This is a genomic window from Microbulbifer maximicatervae (SeqCode), assembly GCF_052467955.1.
On record NZ_CP174329.1, the window covers coordinates 4,645,159 to 4,667,977 of the forward strand.

14 protein-coding genes are annotated in these 22,819 nt (G+C 47.3%); 9 read left to right on the forward strand and 5 right to left on the reverse strand.

What is annotated here, in order from left to right; all coding sequences use genetic code 11:
- The first annotated feature begins 136 nt into the window (after positions 1-136).
- The 5 genes from ACJJI5_RS19995 to ACJJI5_RS20015 all read left to right on the forward strand — a co-directional run bounded on the left by ACJJI5_RS19995 (position 137) and on the right by ACJJI5_RS20015 (position 10,163).
- Positions 137-664, forward strand: a complete 528-nt coding sequence (locus ACJJI5_RS19995) for an RNA polymerase sigma factor (RefSeq protein WP_413664471.1) — start codon at positions 137-139, stop codon at positions 662-664.
- Positions 665-1,003: 339 nt separating this feature from the next.
- A complete protein-coding gene (locus ACJJI5_RS20000) occupies positions 1,004-2,056 on the forward strand; it encodes a FecR family protein (protein WP_413664470.1) in 1,053 nt (350 codons plus the stop codon).
- A gap of 523 nt (positions 2,057-2,579) precedes the next feature.
- Positions 2,580-5,081, forward strand: a complete 2,502-nt coding sequence (locus ACJJI5_RS20005) for a TonB-dependent receptor (protein WP_413664469.1) — start codon at positions 2,580-2,582, stop codon at positions 5,079-5,081.
- 275 nt (positions 5,082-5,356) lie between these two features.
- Positions 5,357-8,266 carry a TonB-dependent receptor plug domain-containing protein gene (locus ACJJI5_RS20010; protein ID WP_413664468.1) on the forward strand — a complete coding sequence of 970 codons (2,910 nt, stop codon included), beginning with the start codon at positions 5,357-5,359 and terminating at the stop codon, positions 8,264-8,266.
- Between the two features lie 73 nt (positions 8,267-8,339).
- Positions 8,340-10,163: a tetratricopeptide repeat protein gene (locus ACJJI5_RS20015; protein ID WP_413664467.1), complete on the forward strand. Its 1,824-nt coding sequence runs from the start codon at positions 8,340-8,342 to the stop codon at positions 10,161-10,163.
- Positions 10,164-10,181: 18 nt separating this feature from the next.
- On the opposite strand, the gene ACJJI5_RS20020 is transcribed toward ACJJI5_RS20015, so the two are convergent.
- A complete protein-coding gene (locus ACJJI5_RS20020) occupies positions 10,182-10,901 on the reverse strand; it encodes a 2OG-Fe(II) oxygenase (protein WP_445355024.1) in 720 nt (239 codons plus the stop codon).
- Positions 10,902-11,012: 111 nt separating this feature from the next.
- Here ACJJI5_RS20020 and ACJJI5_RS20025 point away from each other — a divergent pair, with 111 nt between their 5' ends.
- The 3 genes from ACJJI5_RS20025 (at position 11,013) to ACJJI5_RS20035 (ending at position 16,706) form a co-directional block, all read left to right on the forward strand.
- Positions 11,013-12,839 carry a sulfotransferase gene (locus ACJJI5_RS20025; protein WP_413664465.1) on the forward strand — a complete coding sequence of 609 codons (1,827 nt, stop codon included), beginning with the start codon at positions 11,013-11,015 and terminating at the stop codon, positions 12,837-12,839.
- 3 nt (positions 12,840-12,842) lie between these two features.
- Positions 12,843-13,538: a 2OG-Fe(II) oxygenase family protein gene (locus ACJJI5_RS20030; protein WP_413664464.1), complete on the forward strand. Its 696-nt coding sequence runs from the start codon at positions 12,843-12,845 to the stop codon at positions 13,536-13,538.
- Between the two features lie 459 nt (positions 13,539-13,997).
- Positions 13,998-16,706, forward strand: coding sequence for a TonB-dependent receptor plug domain-containing protein (locus tag ACJJI5_RS20035; protein WP_445355025.1), 2,709 nt, complete (start codon positions 13,998-14,000; stop codon positions 16,704-16,706).
- A gap of 100 nt (positions 16,707-16,806) precedes the next feature.
- On the opposite strand, the gene ACJJI5_RS20040 is transcribed toward ACJJI5_RS20035, so the two are convergent.
- Positions 16,807-17,943, reverse strand: a complete 1,137-nt coding sequence (locus ACJJI5_RS20040; protein ID WP_445355026.1) for a tetratricopeptide repeat protein — start codon at positions 17,941-17,943, stop codon at positions 16,807-16,809.
- A gap of 381 nt (positions 17,944-18,324) precedes the next feature.
- Between ACJJI5_RS20040 and ACJJI5_RS20045 the strand changes: the two genes are divergently transcribed.
- Positions 18,325-19,863, forward strand: a complete 1,539-nt coding sequence (locus tag ACJJI5_RS20045; protein ID WP_445355027.1) for a peptide MFS transporter — start codon at positions 18,325-18,327, stop codon at positions 19,861-19,863.
- 63 nt (positions 19,864-19,926) lie between these two features.
- On the opposite strand, the gene ACJJI5_RS20050 is transcribed toward ACJJI5_RS20045, so the two are convergent.
- From ACJJI5_RS20050 to ACJJI5_RS20060, 3 genes are all read right to left on the reverse strand, one after another.
- Complete coding sequence (locus ACJJI5_RS20050; protein WP_445355028.1) at positions 19,927-20,757, reverse strand: sulfite exporter TauE/SafE family protein; 831 nt, start codon at positions 20,755-20,757, stop codon at positions 19,927-19,929.
- Between the two features lie 74 nt (positions 20,758-20,831).
- On the reverse strand, positions 20,832-21,605 hold the full coding sequence (locus ACJJI5_RS20055; protein WP_444906358.1) for an MBL fold metallo-hydrolase: 774 nt from the start codon (positions 21,603-21,605) through the stop codon (positions 20,832-20,834).
- Entirely contained in the window at positions 21,605-22,798 is a 1,194-nt protein-coding gene (locus ACJJI5_RS20060; RefSeq protein WP_444939981.1) for an NlpB/DapX family lipoprotein, read from the reverse strand. Before ACJJI5_RS20060 ends, ACJJI5_RS20055 begins: the two co-directional genes overlap by 1 nt.
- Positions 22,799-22,819 lie beyond the last annotated feature (21 nt).

Consider the following 22,819-nt stretch of genomic DNA (forward strand, 5'->3'; position numbering starts at 1 on the left):
GAAGAGTGTGACCAGTCAAGTTCTATCGTACCTCTCGTAGCGAAACCAATGCTTGTGATATAACTGTGCGCCAGCTCGCACTAAGAACAATCAGTCCATAACTACAGCGAGCAGGGTACGGGGATCACGATCAGTAATGAATAAGGCCAGGAAGACGCTTCTTGAAAGGCTGTTTACCGAACACGGACAGGCCTTGGTACGCTTTGTCTCTCGCATTGTAAAAAGCCCTGACGATGCCGAGGATATCGCCCAACATGCCTATCTACGCCTGCAAAAACTCAGCGATGAGAAGGAACTTGAGAATCCACGGGCCTACCTCTACCAGATTGCCAATAACCTTGCTGTGGACCAGCTGCGTCGGGGCAAGCTTCATGTAGAGTATGTGAGCCAGCAGATCCCCATGGAGGGTGAGCCCTACACCGACGACCATGCGGACCATCAGTCACCAGAAAGGTTGCTGGCAGCCCGCCAGCAACTACAGTCCATCTACGAAACCATGGACAAGCTGCCCCTTAAGTGTCGCCAGGCCTTTCTATTGCATAGGACCCGGGGCCTCTCCTATAGCGAGATAGCTAAGGAGATGAATATCTCCGTGAGTAGTGTGGAAAAGTATATTTTGCAGGCTTTGAAAGCGTGTCGTAAGAAGGTGACTCCTGAAAGGTGACCTTCAGTCAGTTGCGCCACTTGTGACATATATCCTTAAAAATAACGATAAAAAAATGAACCACCAGTATTCACACCTTAACAACAACTCCACAAAATTATTTGAGGGGGGAAGCTGTTCAGTCGTCTCAGCTTCGAAGGACCGAATTGAGTAAACCTAAATACTCTACATACAACAGAACATTTTACTGCAATTCAGTAAAAACTCGTTGGAATGACATTTTTATTCGACGGTATGCGCGGTAGAGGTCGCACAAATCCAGAAACTTTGAGTAATATGCCGCCCTGAATATCAAAGTACTAAAGTAACACTTCGTAAACCCAAGATGCTAGAGCAACCATGATGACTAACCCTAAGCAAGCAATAAGTGAAGAAAGCCTTGACCAGGCTTGCGCTTGGGTTGCTCGTTTGCGCTCTGACTCGATTACATCTAGCGACCGTCACCAGTTCAAGAAGTGGATTTCCCAAGAAGAGAATCAGCTGGCTTTTGCCGAAATCACTGAACTCTGGGGAGACCTGGGTGCTTTATCTCACCTACCGGTAGATACATTGTTCCCTGAAAGCATCCCCTCTCCGCAAAATAGAACTGCGATTTGCTCCGCATCCACCGATAACGCACAGGGGCAACAAAGCTCAAAGCAATGGACATTGCCGCAGTGGCTTATGGGCGGCGGTCTAGCAACCTGCGGAGCAATAGTTGCCCTGTGGGTTGGATATCAGGGTATGGGCGGCGAACTCAAGGCTCAAATATATGCGACTGAACGCGGACAAATACAGACAATAAACCTGTCCGATGGCTCAGAAGTAAAGCTGAACTCCAATAGTGAACTGCGGGTGATCTATAACCGCAATGAGCGCCGCACTGAGTTAGTTCGAGGTGAAGCCTTCTTCGAAGTGGCAAGGCAAACTTCTCGCCCCTTTACTGTTACTGCCGGCAGCGCCAATATCCGCGTATTGGGAACCGAATTTAACGTTGAACTCAACCCACAGAGCACAAGAGTATCTGTAACTGAGGGCACAGTCTCAGTCAGCGAAACCGATAGCGCTCCCGGCTTGGAGCCTGAATCAGTACAATTGGTCAAGAACGAGAAAGTCAGCGTTTCTGAAAGAGGACTCAGTCCAATTGGCCAAACATCACCGGAAGAAGCTACCGACTGGACAAAAGGACTGCTAGTCTTTGAAAAAACCCCACTTAAGGACGCTTTAACCGAGTTAAACCGTTATTTAGCTGTTCCAGTTGCCGCCTCCCCCCAAGTAGAGGACAAGTTGGTTTCAGGAACCTTTGAGATTTCCGACCCAGATAGCACCTTGAAAGCAATCGCTACTGCGCTCGATTTACATGAAGACCACAGCGACTCCAACCTGACTATCTTGTCTCCCGCACATAACTAGGTTATAACCGTCGATACGGCGGTTATATATTACACAAGCAAAATAAGCCCGCCCAAAAACTAAGAAAAACTATCAATTTGCTGCATTTTGACATGCTGCATGTATTTGAATGGGCACCTCATTGACACTTAGGTACTGGATAACAATATCCCTTGTGTTAGCGCTTTGCTCCCCTAGCGCTACCTACGCCCTATGCCCTGAATCGGGAATCGAAATCCCCAAAGGGAGCCTCTCTCAAGCTCTGATATCACTGGGCCAACAATGTAAAATATCACTGCTGGTTAGAGCCTCATCAGCTGCAAAATTTCAAGTTAACAGGCGGACACTACTTAGCCCCGACGGCCAATTTGAGCCCGCTTTAAAGCAACTATTAGAAGGAGTGCCGCTATCCTTCAAAAAAGTAGGCCCATCATCAGTAGCAGTTATTGAATCACCCCAGGCTAATACTAGCCCGCAAATAGCAACAGGTATTTTACAAACTGAAGAAGTAACGGTTACGGGTCAGAGCCTAACGGGAAGTCACTTGCGCCACTTCCAATCAGAAGGATACCTGCCGGTAGACCGTCTTTCGCGAGACCAGCTGGAAATGACCGGCGCTCAGACTATTGCCGATTTGCTAAAGTTTTTACCTGCTATCTCCGGCAACTCCACAAGCACTTCAGTTAGCCAGGAGAGCGATGGTACTGCAGCAGTCTCCCTGCGCGGCCTACCAGCCAATAGCACTCTTGTTCTCCTCAATGGGAGACGAATCATCAGCGATGGGTTTAATGGAGAAGCAACCGACTTAAACACTATCCCTCTAGCTCTTGTTGAAAGAGTCGAAATTCTAAAAGACGGGGCTTCGGCTGTTTATGGCTCCGATGCTATCGCAGGAGTTGTGAATATTATCCTGCAAACTGACTTTGAAGGGCTCACAGTGAAGAGCTATTACGGACAAGCTTCACAAGGTGATCGACAGAGTGAATCCCACCATTTAACCTGGGGATGGAGGGGGGACCGGTCTCACTTAATGTTAAACCTGGCCCAAAATCGCCAGGGAAAAGTAATGAGCCGGGACCGAGATCTCTCCAGCTCAGCGGATAGTCGCGCAATTGGGGGGACAGACCAGAGATCATCCGCCATCCCAGATGGCTTTATCGCCCTCGAGAGAAATGAGGTGTTAACCAACCTCTCCCCCGGAACCTATCAGAGCTGGTCGCCGGAAGAGAAATTTAACTACAGCGACTACACCTCAGCAATTACCCCCACCCAAAGTGACTCAATATACATAGCCGGCAACCTGGATATCGGCGAAAGCACGCAAGCTTTTTCTGAAATTATGGGAGTCCGATCTATCGGAGTATCAACCTCTGCTCCCACCCCTGTATTTACACGCTTTGACAACGGGGACCTAACGATAGCGGCTGATAATATTTACAATACTTTTAACGAAGAAATTTATGATGTCCGCAGACGCGTTATCGAGCTTGGCCCAAGGACACAAAACAACCGAACAAACACCTGGAGACTCAATACCGGAATTAAAGGCTTCTGGAATGAGTGGCAATGGGAACTAGGTGCCTCAATTCACAGAACCTCTAAGAAAGAAACACTAAACAATGTAATAGATCCCTTTGCGCTCTCCCTGGGGCTAAAAGGACCAGATGTCTGCAATATCACGACCTCCTGTGTGGCTGTAAACCTTCTTGGCCCCAGCGGAAGTATTGATGCGGAACAGCTAGAGTTCATTCGCGGCAAAAGTGTAACCACTAGCAACTCCCGAATGACATCTTTCACATTCATAACTGACGGCATTATCAAAAAGATATCAGCAGGAAATATTCTTGCAGCAGCAGGAATTGAGTTCAGACGGGAAAGCGTAAATCTTCACTCCAATGATAATTTTGGAATGTCCTTTATTGGTGGGCACGCCCCTGGATCTACAGAAGGAACCCGGCTTGTCAAAGAAGCTTTTGCTGAGGTGTCCATCCCGCTTATTTCAGAAAAGCTGTGGCTAGATGGTGCCATTAGAAGCTCTCACTACGACGACTTTGGGGATACTAGTAATCCCAAACTGGCTCTAAGATGGAAACCAGCTCCCTCCCTTCTTGTACGAAGCAGCTATACCACTGGGTTCAGAGCCCCAACTCTTACAGACATGAATCAACAGGGCTACCAAACACAAGAATTTCTATTCGACCCCTGTACCAGCACAAATGCAAGCGACCTTCCTGGCTGCCAATTTCAGTCAGACAGTTCACGGATACAATATTTAACTGAATTTAGCGGTAATCCAGATCTAGCTCCAGAAACATCCCGAACAATTTCTCTTGGAGTGACATGGGAACCTCTCAGGCTTCCCGACTTTATTGCTAAGTTTGACCTTTATGACATCGACGAAGACCAAGTGATCGGCACTAACCCCCAGTTTTTATTGGATCAAAATGCCTACTACAACCTTTATACGGATTTAGTCAAACGCGACCAAAGTGGCGATATCACCAAAATATATGCTTCTCGTATAAATCAAGGAAGCCGTGAAATTCGAGGATATGACGCCGCTTTTCGTTATCACTTCCAACTAGAGGGTGATAAGGAGCTGCATTTGGCTTTAAACATCAGCAGAATGCTTCACTACCTCAATCAAAGCTCACCTAACTCAACCAAAGAAGATCTATCTGGCACCTTCACAGATATTTCAGCCGGCGGCCCAGGATCATTGCCAAAGTGGAAAGCCAATGCTGGAGCATACATAAAAAAAGGCCCTTGGAATGCCGGCTATACCGTCCATTACGTGGACAGCCTTAAAGAAACGTTTACCACCCTGGACGGCACTAACGAAAGCCGCAATATCAGCGACTGGTCATCACATGACATTCAGGTTGCTTACACCCCGAGCTCTCGACTGAGATTTGCGTTCGGTATCAATAATTTACTAGATCGCTCACCTCCTTTTGCTTCAACCGCAGAGAGCAATAACCACGACTACCTTACATATGACCTAACAGGTCGATTCTTTTACGGAAGCTTCTCCCTAAGCCTTTAAGTTACACCTCTCTACTCAAACCTCTTCTGCCTCCCCTTTTACCGCTCTCAGACAGACCAAAAATAAAACAAAAAGATCGATGAGCGAGCACGCGCTGACCTACCAAACCTGACAATACGTAGTATCAGAAAAAAACACGATTCTTTTGAGGGGTTCCGCCCGCCAAACGTTAATAGGTGTGTTGGGAGGGAAGTAGCCACTTGGGGGTAGCTACTTCCAGCAATCGTCATTAATGACAACAGACTATAAATCCAACGATCAAGAGAGGATTGACAATGAAAAAGAACCTCCTGTCCGCAGCCGTAAAGGGAGCCCTGGGCTTCACCGCTGCCGCAATTATGGTTCCTGCAATGCCTGCTTTCGCTCAGCAAGATGCGGAAATGGTTGAAGAAGTTATCGTTACTGGCTCTCGTATCAAGCGCCAAGACCTTGAATCTGTTACTCCATTAACCTCTATTGGGGCAGAAGAGTTCAAGATTTCCGGTAACCTCAATATTGAGCAGAAACTCGCTGAACTACCTCAGACTCGGCCCAGCTTTGGTCCCAGCTCTAACAACCCTGGGGACGGTACTGCCCAGGTAGACCTTCGCGGCCTCGGAAGCTATCGTACAGTGGTTCTTGTCAACGGCCGCCGCTATATTCCCTCTACTCAAGAAGGTATCGTTGACCTGAACACCATTCCCAGCACCCTGATCCGGAGTGTTGATGTAATTACTGGTGGTGCTTCTGCGGTATACGGCTCCGATGCCCTCGCCGGTGTAGTTAACTTCCAGTTAGTAGACGATTTCGAAGGGGTTCAACTTACCAGCCTTTATGATGTTACAGAGGAAGGTGATGGCACCAAGCGCAATATCGACCTGACTATCGGTGGTAACTTTGCCGATGGACGCGGTAATGCTACCGTATATGCATCTTGGACTGACCGTGACCCCGTTTTCCAAGCTGACCGCAACTTCAGTACTAACACTTGGGGCGAAGCGGACACTGACGGGGACGGCTTCAACGATAGCCTGTCCACCTCTGGTTCCAGTGGCATTCCTGGCACAAACGTATTTAGTACTGGCACAACCTTTGAGCCAGATGGCACTTCTCGCGCTTTCCAAGACCCAGAAGACCGCTTTAACTACGCTCCAGATAACTATTTGCAGCTGCCGCAAGAGCGCTTCCTGATTAGTGCGTTTACGCATTACGACCTGAATGACAAAGTCACCGCTTATGGTGAAATGGCGTTCTCTCACAACCAAGTTCCACAGGAACTGGCCCCCACCCCTGCATTTACTACAGTTTCAGTAAACCCAAATACACCTTTCTTCGATGAAGCTTACCAAGAAACTCTTAGAAACCTGAATGTCGCAAATGGCAACAATGCAGATGATCCGGTTGATCTTTTCATCGGACGTCGAATGGTTGAAAATGGTTCTCGCGAATCAATAGATACTCGTGACGCTTTCCGCATCGTGACTGGCTTCCGTGGCGACATCAATGACGACTGGTCTTTTGATACTTACTACAGCTACTCCAATCTCGATCAGACCAACCGTCAAAACAACGACGTTGCGGCCTCCAAGTTCAAGCAAGCTATCCTTGTCACAGATGACGGCACAGCATGTCAAGATACTTCCAATGGCTGTGTACCATTAAATATTTGGGGCGCAGGCAATATCAGTGACGAAGCGATTAACTTCATCACTGTCGATGCCACAAACATTACCAGCATCACACAAGAAGTAATCTCTGCAAGCGTATCCGGCCTTCTGGGCACTGTTCCCTCTGCAGATGAAGCTATCGGTGTGGTGTTTGGTTTAGAGCATCGCGATGATGAGTCTAGCTTCCACCCTGATAGCTACCTCGCTACAGGCGACGTTTTGGGCTTTAATGCCGGGCAGCAGACCATTGGTGGTTATACCGCAATGGAAGCTTTTGCCGAAGTAAACGTACCGCTGGTTTCTGGCAAGCCTGGAGTTGAGAGCCTAGCTCTGTGGGGTGCATACCGCTATTCCGATTACTCGAATATTGGCGGAGTTAACTCTTTCGCAACTGCTTTAAACTACGCTCCAATTGAAATGGTTAAGTTCCGCGCAGGCTTTCAGCAGTCTGTTCGCGCTCCAAATGTCTACGAGCTTTACCTAGGTGAATCCGCAGGCTTCCCGCCCGCTAGCGACCCATGTGCTGTAGGCGGTTCAGGGGATACCGATACCTGTAACGCCACCATGCCTGATGGCGTAACTGCAGGCAGCTTTACTCAAGCGAATACCCAGATTGAAGGTGTTTTCGGCGGCAATGAGGAGCTTCAAGAGGAAACCTCAACTACGATCACATTTGGTGCAGTAATTGAGCCGATGGATGGCCTCGACATCGCTATCGACTACTACGATATTGAAATCGAAGATGCGATCGACGTATACGGCGGTGGTGTAAATAACATCCTGGATCTCTGCTACAACCAATTCCAAGATGCTAGCTCACCATATTGCCAAGCAATTAACCGCCGCAGCGACGGTAACGTTGACTACGTAGAAGCGTTTAATGCGAACATCGGCCTGATTGAGACCAGAGGTGTTGACCTCAACATTAACTACGGTACCGATCTGGACTTCGGCTTTGATGGTGCCTCCTACCTGAGCGTCACTTTCAACAGCACCTACCTGCTCCAGTACGACGTAACTCCCGTTGCTGAGTTCCCAAGTGTTGTGAATGAGTGTGCCGGCTATTACGGAAACACCTGTGAGGCACCCAGAGGCGAATTCAACTGGAATACACGTGTTAGCTGGCAGAGTGGCCCACTAACCTTGTCCGCCTTGGTTCGCTATCTTGATGGAACCAAAGATGACCAGTTGATGACCGTTAGTGGACCTCGCACTATCGAAGTTACCGCTGACAACATCGATGATCTGATGGATGCGGGCTCTGCTTTCACCAACATCGCCGTTGGAGACACTGTCACCAATCCATTCGATGAGCGCAACCAACTGGTTGTAGAGTCTATTGATGATGAGTTTTACCTTGACCTCAGCGCCGGCTGGGCAGTCAATGAAAACTTTGACATCAACTTTGGTATTAAGAATGTTCTAGATACTGAACCCACCACTTTGGGGGATTCTGCTGAGCAAGCTAATACCTATCCATCTACTTATGACTTGTTAGGTCCGCGCTACTTCCTGAGCGCAAGCTATCGTTTTGAGTAGAAGTAAGCTGATTGTCATTTGACACAAAGAAACGGCGAGCATTGCTCGCCGTTTCTTTAATTAGAAAATGTCTATGAAGAGAAATTTAACGCTTCAACAAGTCCTGGCGAGCCTTGGAAAAATGGTGGAGTCTGGACATGCTCAGAACGCGCTACCTGCAATCCAAAAATTGAATCAGCAGTTCCCGAACGAGCCGAATGTATTACACCTCTCCGCTCTCGCGTTAGGTGCAGTCAACAGTAAAAGAGAAGCTAAAGATTTCTTTGAAAAATCACTTAAAGCAAAAAATGACCAACCGCCGGTACATAATAATTTTGCTAACTTTCTAAAAGCGCAAAAGCAGATAGATCTTGCAAGGTACCATTACAAGCAAGCTATTCATTACAATCCGAAATTTACAGCCGCATGGCGAAATTTGGCAATACTTGAGTTTGAATCAAACAACCTAACTCTAGCCTATGAACATGCCTTAAAGGCCGCAAGCTTCACGCCTAGCTCTCCTGCTTCACTAACCCTCCTTGGAAATATCTGCAGAAAAAACAGCCAATTTCAAGATGCCTTGGATTTCTTTCAAAAAGCGAGGGCTCAAGATGCAAAGAATTTGAAGGCTACTTATGGATTAGCCATAACTTATTCTGACCTTGAGGAGCCTGAAAAAGCGCTAGCTTTGCTTGAAGAAGTTCTTAGCTTGGCACCTGATATGAGCGAAGCACTTTATGCCAAAGCACTTGCCGAACTAAACCTTGGCTACCATAAAACAGCCATAGAAACACTTGAGAAACTCATTACTACAGAACCTCTTCATACCGAGGCGCACAAAACCCTGAATGAAGCATATTGGCAGCTTGGTAATAAAGGGCTATTTTGCGAAAGCTATCGCAAGTTATCGCAATCCCCAAAAGATCATCGAGAAATCACCATTGCTCATATTGAAAGCTTAATCGCAGCAGGGTTAATTAAAGAGGCACAAAGCGTACTTGAGTCACGTCCAGATGTTGACACAAGCTTCGAACTTCTATTTCTCAGAGGCAAAATTGCCGAAGAGGAAGGAGATTTAAAGCTTGCCTTGAAATTCTATGAAACTGTTTTTTCAGTGCAACCTGACCTCAGCATTACAAAGCAGTACTTAATAACCCTTGTTAGAAACTATGAATTCGAAGTGGCTGATAAACTTGTTAAGCAGGCCTTAAAACAAGCCCCAAATGACCAACTTCTTTGGGCTATTCAAGGGACGTGCTGGAAAATGATGGGGAATGAGCGCTACCAATGGCTCACTCAAAATAGTAGCTATATTCAAGAGTATGTAATACCAACCCCAAATGGGTATTCCAGCCTTAACGAGTTCCTTCTGGAGTTAAAAGCAAATCTATTAGACATGCACAAACTGAAGGAGCGCCCCCTTTTTCAATCGGTACGCTCTGGAGTTCAAACACCTGGCAGACTGCTTCACAAAAGTCATCCTGTAATATGCTCCTTAAAGGAAAGCCTTAAAGAGGTCATTAGCGATTACATATCAAACTCACCTGAAGATGAGAAACACCCATTTTTAGGAAGAACGTCATCAAATTTTAAATTTTCTGGATCATGGTCCGTAATGCTAAAAGGTGGTGGACACCATGTTAGCCATGTGCATCCCCAAGGCTGGATTAGCTCCGCTTTTTATGTAGAATTACCACCACCAGAAAATGAAGGAGCCCCAACAAATCCAGGTGACATCTTTTTCGGGAAGTCTCCATATGAACTTGGAGAGAGAGATTTTGTGGAAAAGCAAATAACTCCCTCTAAAGGATCACTAGTTTTATTTCCTTCATACACTTGGCACGGAACAATCCCCCTACCAGAAGAATCCACGCATCTGAGAGTAACCACGCCGTTTGATGTAATCCCTAGCAATTAATAATTAACTGTGAACGCATTACGCCATTTCCCCACGCCTTAACCAGCCAGTAATTGAATAGCGGCTCTTAGGCGCAAATGGAGCAACATATGAAACTGAATGCTTCTGAGGGACTTTAAATACGTTTACAGCATTAAATGTTGGCACCAGTCCCTTGATTGCCCCTCCATCCTTCCCATAAAAATGCAAAACTCCGCCCCAGTCTAAATTCCAGTTTGGGGTTAAATTAATAACATATGCTGCAACTCTATTCTTCCCGGAAACACCATCATCATGCTCCTTTAGAAAATGCCCACGGTCAAAACATGTCGCTTGAACGTCGGCGAAAGCAATACTATTGTCCCCAACAACTGAGCGCATTAAGGATAAAAATGACTCGCTGTTAACCAACTGAAAAATAGACATAAACCGCTTATCCTGACCACTACCACGACTACAAAAATCAAATATAGGGATGCTCTTGTAAAGGTATTGAAACTCTGTCCCAGCCTGAGACCACACGATATCGTTCAACATACCTTTCTGATCAGCACTCCAACCACAATAATCAGAAAAGCTAATATCCGTATGAACACCAAGCTTATTGAAAGACAGGTTCCATTCCTTCTGCTCCCTCAAAAAAGAAAAAATATCACTAGCCGACTGACTATGAAGAAAATTAGGTACCTGTACAACTGATGACCTTAAGAACTCCTCCCGCAGCCTATCAACATCGAGATCAGATGATATACAATACATTACAACTCCCAGTAAGCATCGATCAGAAGAGATGCCTATAAGACAATTAAATTTCACTCAAGGTCGGCAATTTAAAACACTTAGGGAAGTATACCGAGATAAATCTGTCATATGAAGCATCACACCCCACCCAAAAGCCCCAAACCCTCTCAATGGGAGACCTCTATTGCCTCAATTGAACTTGATCTAAAACAGAAAAATTATACTTCTGCACATACACAACTTCTTAATCTGCCAACCTCGACCTCCTCCAGGCAAATTCAAAAATTGTTGATGCTTGCCTTTACGTCAAGACAGCTAAAAAAGAGGTCCGAAGCACTTAGCCAGCTAAAGGAAGCTGAAACTACAAACGGTATCACAGCAGCTGATCTCAAATTTATAGCAACAGAATATGTAGCCCTAGAAAAACACCATTATGCAGTCGCAGCAATTGAGAGAATTGAACCAATGGATGGGCAAACATTCCATTTGCTCGGTCTTTCTCACTTTAAGTTAGGGAATATAGGGAAAGCTTTTCCAATCTATAAAAAATTATTTTCTCATTTACAGAACAATCTGGCTATTGCCCGCGAGCTATCATTGGTCGCAGCGGAGTTCCGGGATTATGAAACCGCCATCACTGCATACTCTAGATATATTCAGTTAGTATCGCCCTCAGCCTCCGACCGTTTAAAGTATGCAGATCTATTACTAATGGCAAGAAAAACTGAAGAAAGCCAAGTCCAGCTCGAGAAAGCAATAAGCATGGGGGAAACATCCGCTCAGGCTGATCTATTGAAGGCTAAAATAAAAAGACTAAATGGGAACTATAGCGACTCAATTAAGCATGCAACACTAGCCACTTCAAAGAACCCCAAACTCAGCGCTGGATGGCAAATTATTGCTGAACTCACCCCTCCAAGTGACATTAGCCAAGCTCTAGTAAACAAACTAAATTCGGCCATTAAATCTCTATTAGAACCATCGATCGATGCGGAAATATGTAACTTTGCACTTTCAGAAATCTATATAAAACAAAACAAATACCAAAAATCCTACAAGCAAATTGGAATAGCCAACAAAATCAAGCTTGAACTACTAAAAAGGGCAAATAACACCTACGACCCTCGAAAAACAGAAGAATTGTTCTCGAAAATAATAGAGACATACAGCCTATCATCGCATGCGCACAACAAGAGTTCCAACCAAAACAGCCCTATATTTATAGTGGGAATGCCAAGATCAGGAACAACTTTAATAAATAAAATTATAGAAAATTCCAATAGTGTTTACAGTCTCGGAGAAAGTGAAGAAATACCTAGAACGGTATCCCAGCTGCAATTGAAATTTCAGGGGAAAGCCTATGAGAACATTCACAAATTAAGCTCTACCGACTGGAACCAGCTTGCTGAGCATTACATGAAACTCGAAACGGAAGCAGAAAAAGACACTGTGGACAAAATGCCCAGCAACCTACTAAACGTTGGATTGATTTTATCTTTATTCCCCAATGCCCGCATTATTCAAGTAGCCAGAAATCCTTTCGATGTATGCATGTCAATTCTTTCAAAGCCCTTTCCCGAAGGGCATACATATGCGTGCAAAGCAGAAGATGTCGCTCACTATTACTACCAATCAATGAGACTAATGCAATTTTGGGGCAAAACCTTCCCAAAGAGTATTTTCAACCTGAATTTTGATGAATTTCTATCCACACAAAAAGAAACTGCCCAAAAACTATACTCCTTTTTAGGCCTTAGATGGAGCGACAACATACTGTCCCTGAGGGGAAAATCTAACAATTTTACGTTTAGCGAGCTGCAAGTACGAAAACCTATAGATCCTTCAGAAGCCAAGAAATGGAGCAAATTTTCTGAGGCTGCCGAAGACCTCCTCGCAGCCTTAAACAACGAATCAAAAAGAGCCCTAAAGCATCAAACATCTAATACGGGAAGTTGAGATATGCAATATATAATTAATCGTGAACTTGACTCCCTTTACTGGAGCAATGAGTTTAATCAAGACCTGAGCTGCCGAGTTACAAACTTATTAAGTAACGATTCAGCCCACACTTTGAAAAAAGAAATCTTAAAATATGCGAGTTTTAAGCAGGCACATATTTCCAATGGGAAATACTCTGAGATATCAAAAGATGAATTTGCACAGTTAGATCTTAATGATCGCCGCACACTAGTACAAAACGTACATAAGTTAGCTAGCGATGGAGTTGGCTTTTGGTATGGAAGGCAAGAGTTGAGTCAGAGCTCAACCCCTCATCTAGCCAATATCTACAGCTGGCTTTCTAGCGAAGAGATGATAAAGAATATTAGGACTATTACAGGAATTTCATCGTTAGCATACCCAAGCGCCCAAATAACAGCTTTTGCTCCTGGGGATTTTTTAACTCGCCATAGAGACGATGTTTCGGCAGAAAAAAGAAGAGTGGCTTTTGTTTATAACTTATCCGAAAATTGGCATCCTGACTGGGGGGGACTCTTGCAGTTTTACAAAGATGATGGCACTCCCACTAAGTCTTGGTCTCCCACTTACAACAGCCTTTGCTTATTTCATGTCAAACATATTCATTCCGTAACTTGTGTTGCTCCATTTGCACCCAAGTTACGACTCGCTATAAGCGGCTGGTTTCACGACAAATAAATCATATCAATTTCTCACGATTGCACTTACTGCCTGTGAAAACTCCTCGCAGGCAAGCAACTCAAAGCTGCATACAGTGCACACTTTCCCCCAAACACCTCCAGCTTGATACCCACCTCACTACATTAACTATTCCTCTCACCTTTATTTCTGGAAGAAATTTCCACTATTCCTCAGGCAAATCCCCAGCCTCAGCGCTAAAAATTTTTATATTAATAAAAGACTCGGCTACGCAATAAATTAACGGCATAAACCTGTAAATAGGACAAAAAACCTAAAAAAATACTGTTTAACCCAATATCAGCCAATCCTAATCTATCTTCTAGGCCAAATTATTGGGTGCATGAAATGTCACAATAGTTCCATAATAAGCAAATATGCATTAAAGTCACTCATGTCACTTAAAGCTTTTTATCGAATAAAGCCTAATAAGCACCTTAAGTATAAGAAGGTTCCACTATGATCAAGACCAAATTGAGCATCGCCATCGCTGCTCTGGGCACCATCGCCAGCACTGGCGCTTTTGCTCAGGAATCTGCTGATGTTGGCGCAGAGGTAGAAGAAGTAATTGTTACTGGCTCGCGCATTGCTCGTGACCCACTGTCCACTACCGGACCAATCACCCTGGTTGATTCCGAAGCGATTCAACGCTCTGGTGTAGGCACTATTGATGAGCTGCTGAACCAACTTCCTTCTATGGGCACCACCGGCATCAATGCAAATGACAACAACGGCGGTGCTGGTCTTTCATTTGTAGATCTTCGCAACCTAGGTTCTGCACGTACCCTGGTTCTCGTTAACGGTCGTCGCTTCGTATCGTCCAGCTCTGGCGTAGCCTCTGCAGTAGATATGAACAATATCCCTGTAGACATGATCGACCGCATCGAAGTACTGACCGACGGTGCGTCTGCTGTATACGGTTCCGACGCGGTTGCAGGCGTAATTAACGTAGTCCTGAAAGACTCTTTCGACGGCGTTCGTATAAATGCTCGTGCGGGAGCAACCGAAGCTGGCGGTGGTGAGAATGGCGAACTTTCTATCACTTTTGGTAAAGAGTTCGACCGTGGCCAGTTTATCGCTAACGTGACTCACAGTAAGCGCGACGAAATCGCTTATAGCGACCGCGACTGGGCGGGCCTGCAAAGCTCAATGTCTCCCACCGGTAATATCTTTACCAACTACGGCTCCTTCAGCGTTGCCGATGACGGTGTCACTTTGGGTGATTACTCCAGCTATGATATCGGCCAATACATGTGGCTTTCCGGTTCCATGGAGCGCACCAGCTTCACCGGAAGTGGCTCATACTCCATTACCGACGACATTGAGTTTTACGGGGAAGGTTCTTACACCCTGAAAACTACCAATCAGCAGCTTGCCGCTCAGCCCATGTACGCTGGCAATGGCCTCAACCTGACCGCTGACCACCTCTCTGATGAAGTTCAAGAGCAATTGGCAGAAGCATGGCAGGTAGCTGAAGATGCTTACCAGATTGAACTTGCAGCTTACAATGCTGCAGTTGCAGAGTGGGAAGCACAAGGTAGCCCTGAGGATCTTGAGCCTACAGCACCAACTGCAACCCACGGGGACAGCTGGTCAGACGGCCTCTCTGATGTTCGCCTGCGCCCTGTAGCCGGTGGAACTCGTGACTCCGAACAGAAAACTGAAACCTACCGTATCCTCGGCGGCTTACGCGGAGATCTTGCCAATGGTTGGGGCTGGGACGCTTTCGTAAGCTACGGTAAAAACGAAGGTGAAAACACTGTCGGAAATTCCATCAGCAAAACAATGCTGCAGGAAATCCTGGATGGGGAAAGTGGAATTGCTGACGAGGATATTCAGTTCCTCGGTGGCATGAGCGATGAAGTTATCGACTACATCAGCTACACCGATCGCGAAGACAACGAGTACGACATGCTCAATGTCGGCGCGAGCTTGACTGGAGACATCGAACAGATTCAATTCCAAGGCGGTGCCTTAGGGTTTGCTGCTGGTCTTGAATATCGAGAGGAGTCTGGCGAATTTAACCCCAGTGAAGAAACTCAATCCGGTGCCACATTTAGCAACCAGCAAGATGCGACATCCGGAGACTTCGCTGTAACTGAAGTATTTGCCGAGTTTAACCTGCCTATCCTGGCTGGCTTAAAGTATGCGGATGAGCTGTCTGTTGACGCCGCTGTTCGTTATTCCGACTACGACACATTTGGCGGCCAAGCGACTTACAAGCTCGGTGCAGTCTATGCGCCGACTGAAAACCTGCGCTTCCGTACCAGCTTGTCTACTGCATTCCGTGCTCCAGGCATTTATGAGCTCTACAGCGGTTCTTCACAGAGCTACGAGTATCTCATCGACCCATGTGACACTAGCAGCAACAACTCTGCTGGCCAGGGCGCAAACTGCGACATGGTAAGCGCGGGCTTCACCCAAGCCGGCTCCCAGGTACCGACAAACATCGGTGGTAACGAAGATCTTCAGCCTGAAGAATCAACAAGTTTCACCGCTGGTATTGTTTGGACTCCTAGCTTTGTAGAAGACCTGTCCATTACCCTGGACTACTTCGATATCCAAATCAAAGACGCCATCACAGATGCCGACACGCAGCAGATTTTGGATGATTGCTACAGAGACGGTATCAGCTCTGCCTGTGAGCTTGTTAGCCGTGGTACCAGTGGGCAAATTAACTACCTGGAAGGCTCTCTGCTGAATATTGGCGAAATTAATACCAGTGGTATTGATATCGACGTAGTTCAAAACCTTTACTACGATGCTGGTAAGCTGGCTCTGCGCGCTCAAGCGACCCACCTGCTTGAGTATGAGGAGTACAACACCCAGACTGACCAAACTACTGACTATGTAGACTACATAGGCACTACTGGCGACGCATACACCAAATGGCGCGGGCTGGCCAGTGCAACCTGGTATGCCGACAGCTGGGACTTTGGAGCAGACATTCAGTATATCGGTGATGGCCATAGCCCCTATATGGATATGCCTTCACACACCTACCTGAACTTGAAAGCAGGTTGGGATGTTAACGATTCCATGCGTCTTACTGCAGGTATCGACAACGTCACCGATCGCGAACCGTCTACTACCTCTGGTAGCGACTGGAATGGTACTTACGACTTCCAAGGCCGCTACGCCTGGGCTGGTGTTAGCTACCAGTTCTAAGTACTGACTTTCTAAGTCAAATCGATAAGGGCGCTATTTGGCGCCCTTATTTTTTCTAGTTAAGTATTCGCAAATAAAGTTACAACCGCTCTTACACTAACTACTCCCCAGCGCCCATTAAGAACTCTAACTTATTCATATATCTATTTTTAACGGATAAATTATTTACCAGTGAAAATGCCTCCGTAAAGCTCTCCCTGGAAGACACCACATCCCCAAGCTGGTATCGAGTTAATCCCAACAAAAAATGAAACCGGTGATCACTGCTATCGGCTCTTATAGCCCTTCGAAGGCGCTTTTCAGCCAGCTTAAACTTGCCATTTTCATAGGCTTCCCGCGCCTGATAGTAAATGTAATAAGGGTTTCTCTCACGATGATAGCGAACCCTATCTGCGTAGCCATCAGCCAGCACTTCCCTACCTGTGCTACGATACAAACGCTCTAAATTACTATTCGCAACAAGGTTTCCCTTTTGCAGGTTTAACGCCTGTAAATAACTCTGTTCAGCTTCGTCAAGATGGTTAAAGTGGCTGTAGAAAGCTCCTAGGTTTGACCATAGGTCCGCCCTATTCGGGTGTAACTGAATAGCTTTGCGCAGGTACAAAAATGCTTGCCTCTCTTCTCCCTCGCGCATCAACTCAACCCCCCGATTGCTGTAATAGAGCGCAAAAGCAACTCTATCCTCGAGCTTTTGCTGCTTGTAGATAGGGTCATAAGCAGCCAAGTTGAAGTCAATCACCCGCCGGCCCCGTGCATGCTCGGACACCATGTTCACATGGCGGTAGACAACGAAGATTTCGGCCTCATCCTGGTTCCAAACTGGAGGTACATCTACCTCATTAAAATAAGCTTGGGCACCCAATTGTCTAGCCATAGCTACCATCAATAAGGTAAATGTCAGGCAATTGCCACGCTTTCGGTGATAAGCCTCTATTGCGGGAAGGGTACTATCGGCATCGTATTCAAATTGCATATCTCCCTGACGGAAGGCGCCAAGCAGCCCCTTTAACCGCACATCGGGAGCTGAGCCGGGAGAAATCGTACTGAGGTATGATTCTATATCGTTATCAAGATCTAATAATTCCTCACTTGGTAGCTCAAATTTCTCAACTGGCCGGCCGAAAACCGCTTTGCCACTTAAGACATGATCGCTATCTGCAATTTCCACATGGCGGCTTGGAGACTGGGAGCAACCAGTGGCCAGTAGCACTAGAGTAAGTCCGAACAGAAGCTTCACAGTTATTTCCCCTCAAGATTAGGATCACAACAGGATTTAACTCTAATTTACAGACTCACAAAGTACCCTGTTGCCATTTTTATGAATAACCTCACAACAGTTCGCCTGTTAAATAGACAGCTGGTAAACTTTCCAAGTTACGCAGGAGGTAGACTCTACAAACATTTGGGCCTTTGAGCTGGCTGGAAACACCCAGTGCAGACCCGAATCGGTCCCGACCTCTTTAAACAAGAGCAATACAGGAAAAAAATAGTACTCTGACACACGGATGAATTACCTGGCTAGCCAAAGGGCTCTGAAATTTCAGCTCCCTGGCCAGGCTGCCTTCCTAATATGCAACAGCATATTGCATTAGAGCTATAACAACTGGAATTTCAGCTTATGTCGTCAAATATAGACCAAAATGACGCCGGCTTTTTTGGCCACCCGAAAGGGCTCTCAACACTTTTCTTCACAGAAATGTGGGAGCGGATGAGTTACTACGGTATGCGAGCCCTGCTTGTGCTGTTTATGACAGCCAGCCTTCAGGAAGAGGGCTTGGCCTTTACCGTTGCAGCAGCAGGAGCCATTTATGGGCTCTACACTGGCGCCGTGTATTTCCTCGGCCTGCCCGGTGGTTGGATTGCAGACCGCCTACTAGGAGGACAACGCACCATTTGGTATGGCGGCATCATCATTATGTGTGGCCATATTGTGCTCGCTATCCCAGCCAGTTGGAGCTTCTTTATAGGCTTGATCCTTGTTGCTACCGGCACAGGCCTGCTCAAGCCCAATATCAGTGCAGCAGTTGGCCACCTGTACCAACCAGATGATGTTCGCCGCGATAGTGGATACGCACTGTACTATATGGGCATCAACATGGGCTCAATCATTGGTTATGCCGTCTGCGGGTATTTCGGTGAAAGTGAAGACTGGGGCTGGCACTGGGGCTTTGGCGCAGCCGCTGTGGGGATGGCAATTGGTTTGTTCCAATATCGCCGTACTATCGACAACCTGGGAGGGGCCAGCCTCAATCCCGAGAACCCACTTTCGCCAGAAAAGGCAAAGCTCGCTTGGCGCATAATCGGTGCTGTTGTAGTCGGTGTTGCGGTGATTACTGGCCTGGTGATGAATGGTAATATCACCATCAACCCAGTAGAAATAGCCAAGTACGTAGCAGTAGCCTTCACCCTAACTTTCCTTGCCTACTTTGGCTTTATCTACTTTGGCGGCCAGCTGAGCGGGTCAGAGAAAAAGAAAATGTGGGCGCTATTCCTAGTCTGCGTAGCCTCTACCTTTTTCTGGTCGGGCTTCGAGCAAGCGGGTTCCTCACTGAACCTATTCGGCCGCGACTACACGGATCGCCTGATTGGCAGCTTTGAAATGCCAACCTCCTGGCTACAAAGCTTTAACTCCATCTTTATCATTACTCTGTCCCCCTTCTTTGCCGCGCTGTGGATTAACCTGGGCAAACGCATGATCACCCCATCCTATGGGCTGAAATGTGCACTTGGCCTGATCATCATGGCCAGTGGCTTCCTGGTAATGTTCTTTGCCGCTCAATACGCAGCAGCGGGCCTGAAAGTTGCTCCTTACTGGCTGGTAGCCACTTACTTCCTGCACACTGTCGGTGAACTCTGCCTGAGCCCAGTGGCCCTGAGTGCAGTAAGTAAACTTTCTCCTCGCCGCTTTGCTGGCCAGATGATGGGTGTCTTTGTTCTGACTTACTCTATCGGCAACCTCTTTGCCGGTCTTCTGTCAGGTAACTTCGATCCGAACAATGTTGCTGAGATGCCAAACCTGTTCCTACAAATCAGCTTGTTCACAATCGGAGTGGGTATCATCCTGGCCTTGATCAGTCTCAAGTCCAAGTACTGGGAAACTGACTCAGAAGCACCCCAGAATACTGCGACCGCTGAAGGCTCCACTAAAACGGCCTAATACTTAGCTGTATTCCAAAAAAAAGGCCACTGCTATGCAGTGGCCTTTTTTATTTTCCCTCGCCTAAAGCAAGCCTTGTAACAAACCGACATTCAGCCAGATAAAGCGCACCCCAATAATAAACAGCAAAACAGCAAAGCAATGCTTAAGCATTTTGGGAGAAAGGCGATGGGCGAGATTGGCACCAAAGCGGGCAAAAAACGTGCTGGTGATAACAATTCCAAAAAACGCAGGCCAGTACACATAGCCACTACTCCATTCCGGTAGAAGTTGATTGTTCCAGCCCTGGAATCCAAAGCTCAGTGCACCCGCAACCGCAATGGGAAGACCACAAGCCGCCGACGTAGCAACCGCACGCTGCATCTTCACCCGGCAACGGGATAAAAATGGAACGGTTAGTGAGCCCCCACCGATACCAAAAATCGCGGATACCCAGCCGATAACTCCCCCAGCAGATAGCAATAAAGATGACCTTGGTAAGTTGCCGGCCCCCTCCGTTAATTGATCGTGCCGGGCACCACTAAGCCACATCCTCACCGCAATCACGATCGCAAAGACGCCGATCAGCAGCTGCAGCCAGGCACCGGGCAACAGTTCAGCAGTGGCACCACCGGCCCAGGAGCCGATTAAAATGCCTGGAGCCATAACCCCAAAGATCTTCCAGTCCACCGCCCTTTTCTTGTTGTGGGCGCGCACTGAACTGATTGAAGTGACAATGATTGTTGCTAGGGAGGTACCCACAGCCATGTGGGTGAGGATTTCAGGGGATATCCCCATGGCGGTGAAAACAAAGACCAAGGCAGGGACAATGATCAGGCCACCACCTACGCCAAATAGTCCGGCAATAGTTCCAGCAGCGGCACCAACCAACAAATAAACCAGTAGTATTTCCATAGCCCACCCCGTTTAAATACAACAAACAATTTTGTCGCATTTAAACAGATATAAGCTGGGGATAGATAGCGACCTTAACTTCTGCTTTCCACTGTAAGCCAGTCAAAGCCTTCCTGCTGACAGGCAAAAATACAGCTCTCCACTGTTTCGGCAACCTCTGCCAGGGCCTCCTTTGCCAGGGCAAGGCTGTTATTTTTTTCACTGATATGGGCTACAACCAGGTGCTGTAGCTGCTCATAGCCAACACGCTGTAGGAAGCCAGCAGCCTGCTGATTACTCAGGTGGCCATAGGCACCTCCAACGCGTCGCTTCAACGAAGGTGGATAAGGTCCTTGAGCGAGCATCAGGGGGTCGTGATTTGCCTCTAGAACCAAGGCATCACAATCACCAAAGTGCGCTTCAACATGAGGGGTGATAGTCCCCAGATCCGTCAACAAGCCCAGACTGCTACCGCGACAGCGAAACACAAACTGCGCCGCCTCACGAGCATCGTGGGGAACCGCGACCGGGGTTACTTCAATATCAGCGACGACAAAGGGCTGGTGCCCCTCAATTAAGTGCAGCTCCGGTAACCTGCCAATATCACGCGCCTTAAAAGTACCGGGCGTCAGGTAGACAGGCAGGCCATATCTGCGCGCAAGTGGACCTACACCAGAGAGGTGATCACTGTGTTCGTGGGTAACCACAATCGCAGAGATATCAGCGGGAGACATACCGAGCCGCGCCATACGGCGTTCGGTTTCCTTGATGGTAAAACCGCAGTCAACCAAAAGAAAGTGGTCGCCACTGGCGACCACTGTTCCATTGCCTTTACTGCCGCTTCCCAAAGAGGCGAAGCGCAGGCCCATTAAATAAGGTTCTGCTGGATAGATTGAAGCAGCTGGGAAGCTTCATTCTTTGAAAGCGGCTGTCCGCGAGTATCGCGCACGCGCACTTCAATCTCATCGTCATTGCCACGAATAACAATCAGATAGCCGGGATAAGCCTCGCTTGTAGCGGTTTCTACTCCCAGGCCTTTGATTTCCTTGAAGAGAGCAGGTTCAGCACCCTCAGTCATATCAATTCCAGCCAAGATCTGCTGTAGGCTTACCTGATCAGCGCTCTCTGCCAGCTCATCTTCATCGCTCTTGCTACCCCAGGAGAACCAACCTCCGTCGCCATCTTCCTCATCAGAAGCAAGTGCACGGTCTTCATCGTAGGTGACGTAAAAAAGTCCAATATCGGAATCTTCACGGTGTAGACGATAAGCACCAGAATTCACAGCATGAGCGACAGTAGCCCAGGCCCGATCCATTTCGAGCCCCATTGCAATATAGGGCTCATGACCAGCAGGCTCCCTCAACTGGACCTTAAGTGAGCTGCTACCAATTGCCTGGGCAACCAAAGACGCTGTAGCAGCAGCTGTTTCTGACGCCAGAGCCGTGGACATTTCATCAATCATCCACCCTTCTCGCTCAGGGCTCGAAGAGCGGTCTGGCCAATTAACGCTACCGCCAACCGGGGCAGCAGAAGGCACAGACAAGTGGCGTACATGAATCTCTGTCGTATCGGGTTGCACACCGGTTTCTACCTGCAAGCGATACTTATCTTTAGTGTCAGGGCTCTCTTTAAAGGCCATCCAAGCAGTTTCCATCACACCCGCATTGGCATCTGACATTTCTATATTCAAGCCTGAGCTGCGAAGGAATTGGTGCAACTGGGGCCACACCTCTTCAGGAGGCTGGGATACCAGCACCCAGCGATTTCCGCCGAGCTTTTGAATCTTTACTCTCTCCAGACCCGCATTCACTGAAAGCGCTTGAGGACGCGGAACTTCAAATTCCCCTTGGGCCAGCTGCTCTCCTGCAATCTGGGGGATCTCATAGAGTTCCTCCTGGTGCTTGGTATTAACACCTTCAGGTATCCGCAGAGGCGTCAGGCTATCGGCATGCTGGTAATCATTACTGCGATCGCGGAAATAGCCATCGTTGCCGAACACACCGCACCCCGCCAGTGTAATACTGGAGATAAAGAGCCCGGCTCCAACGGTCAATTTTTTCATTAAAGCTATCCTGGTTAATTC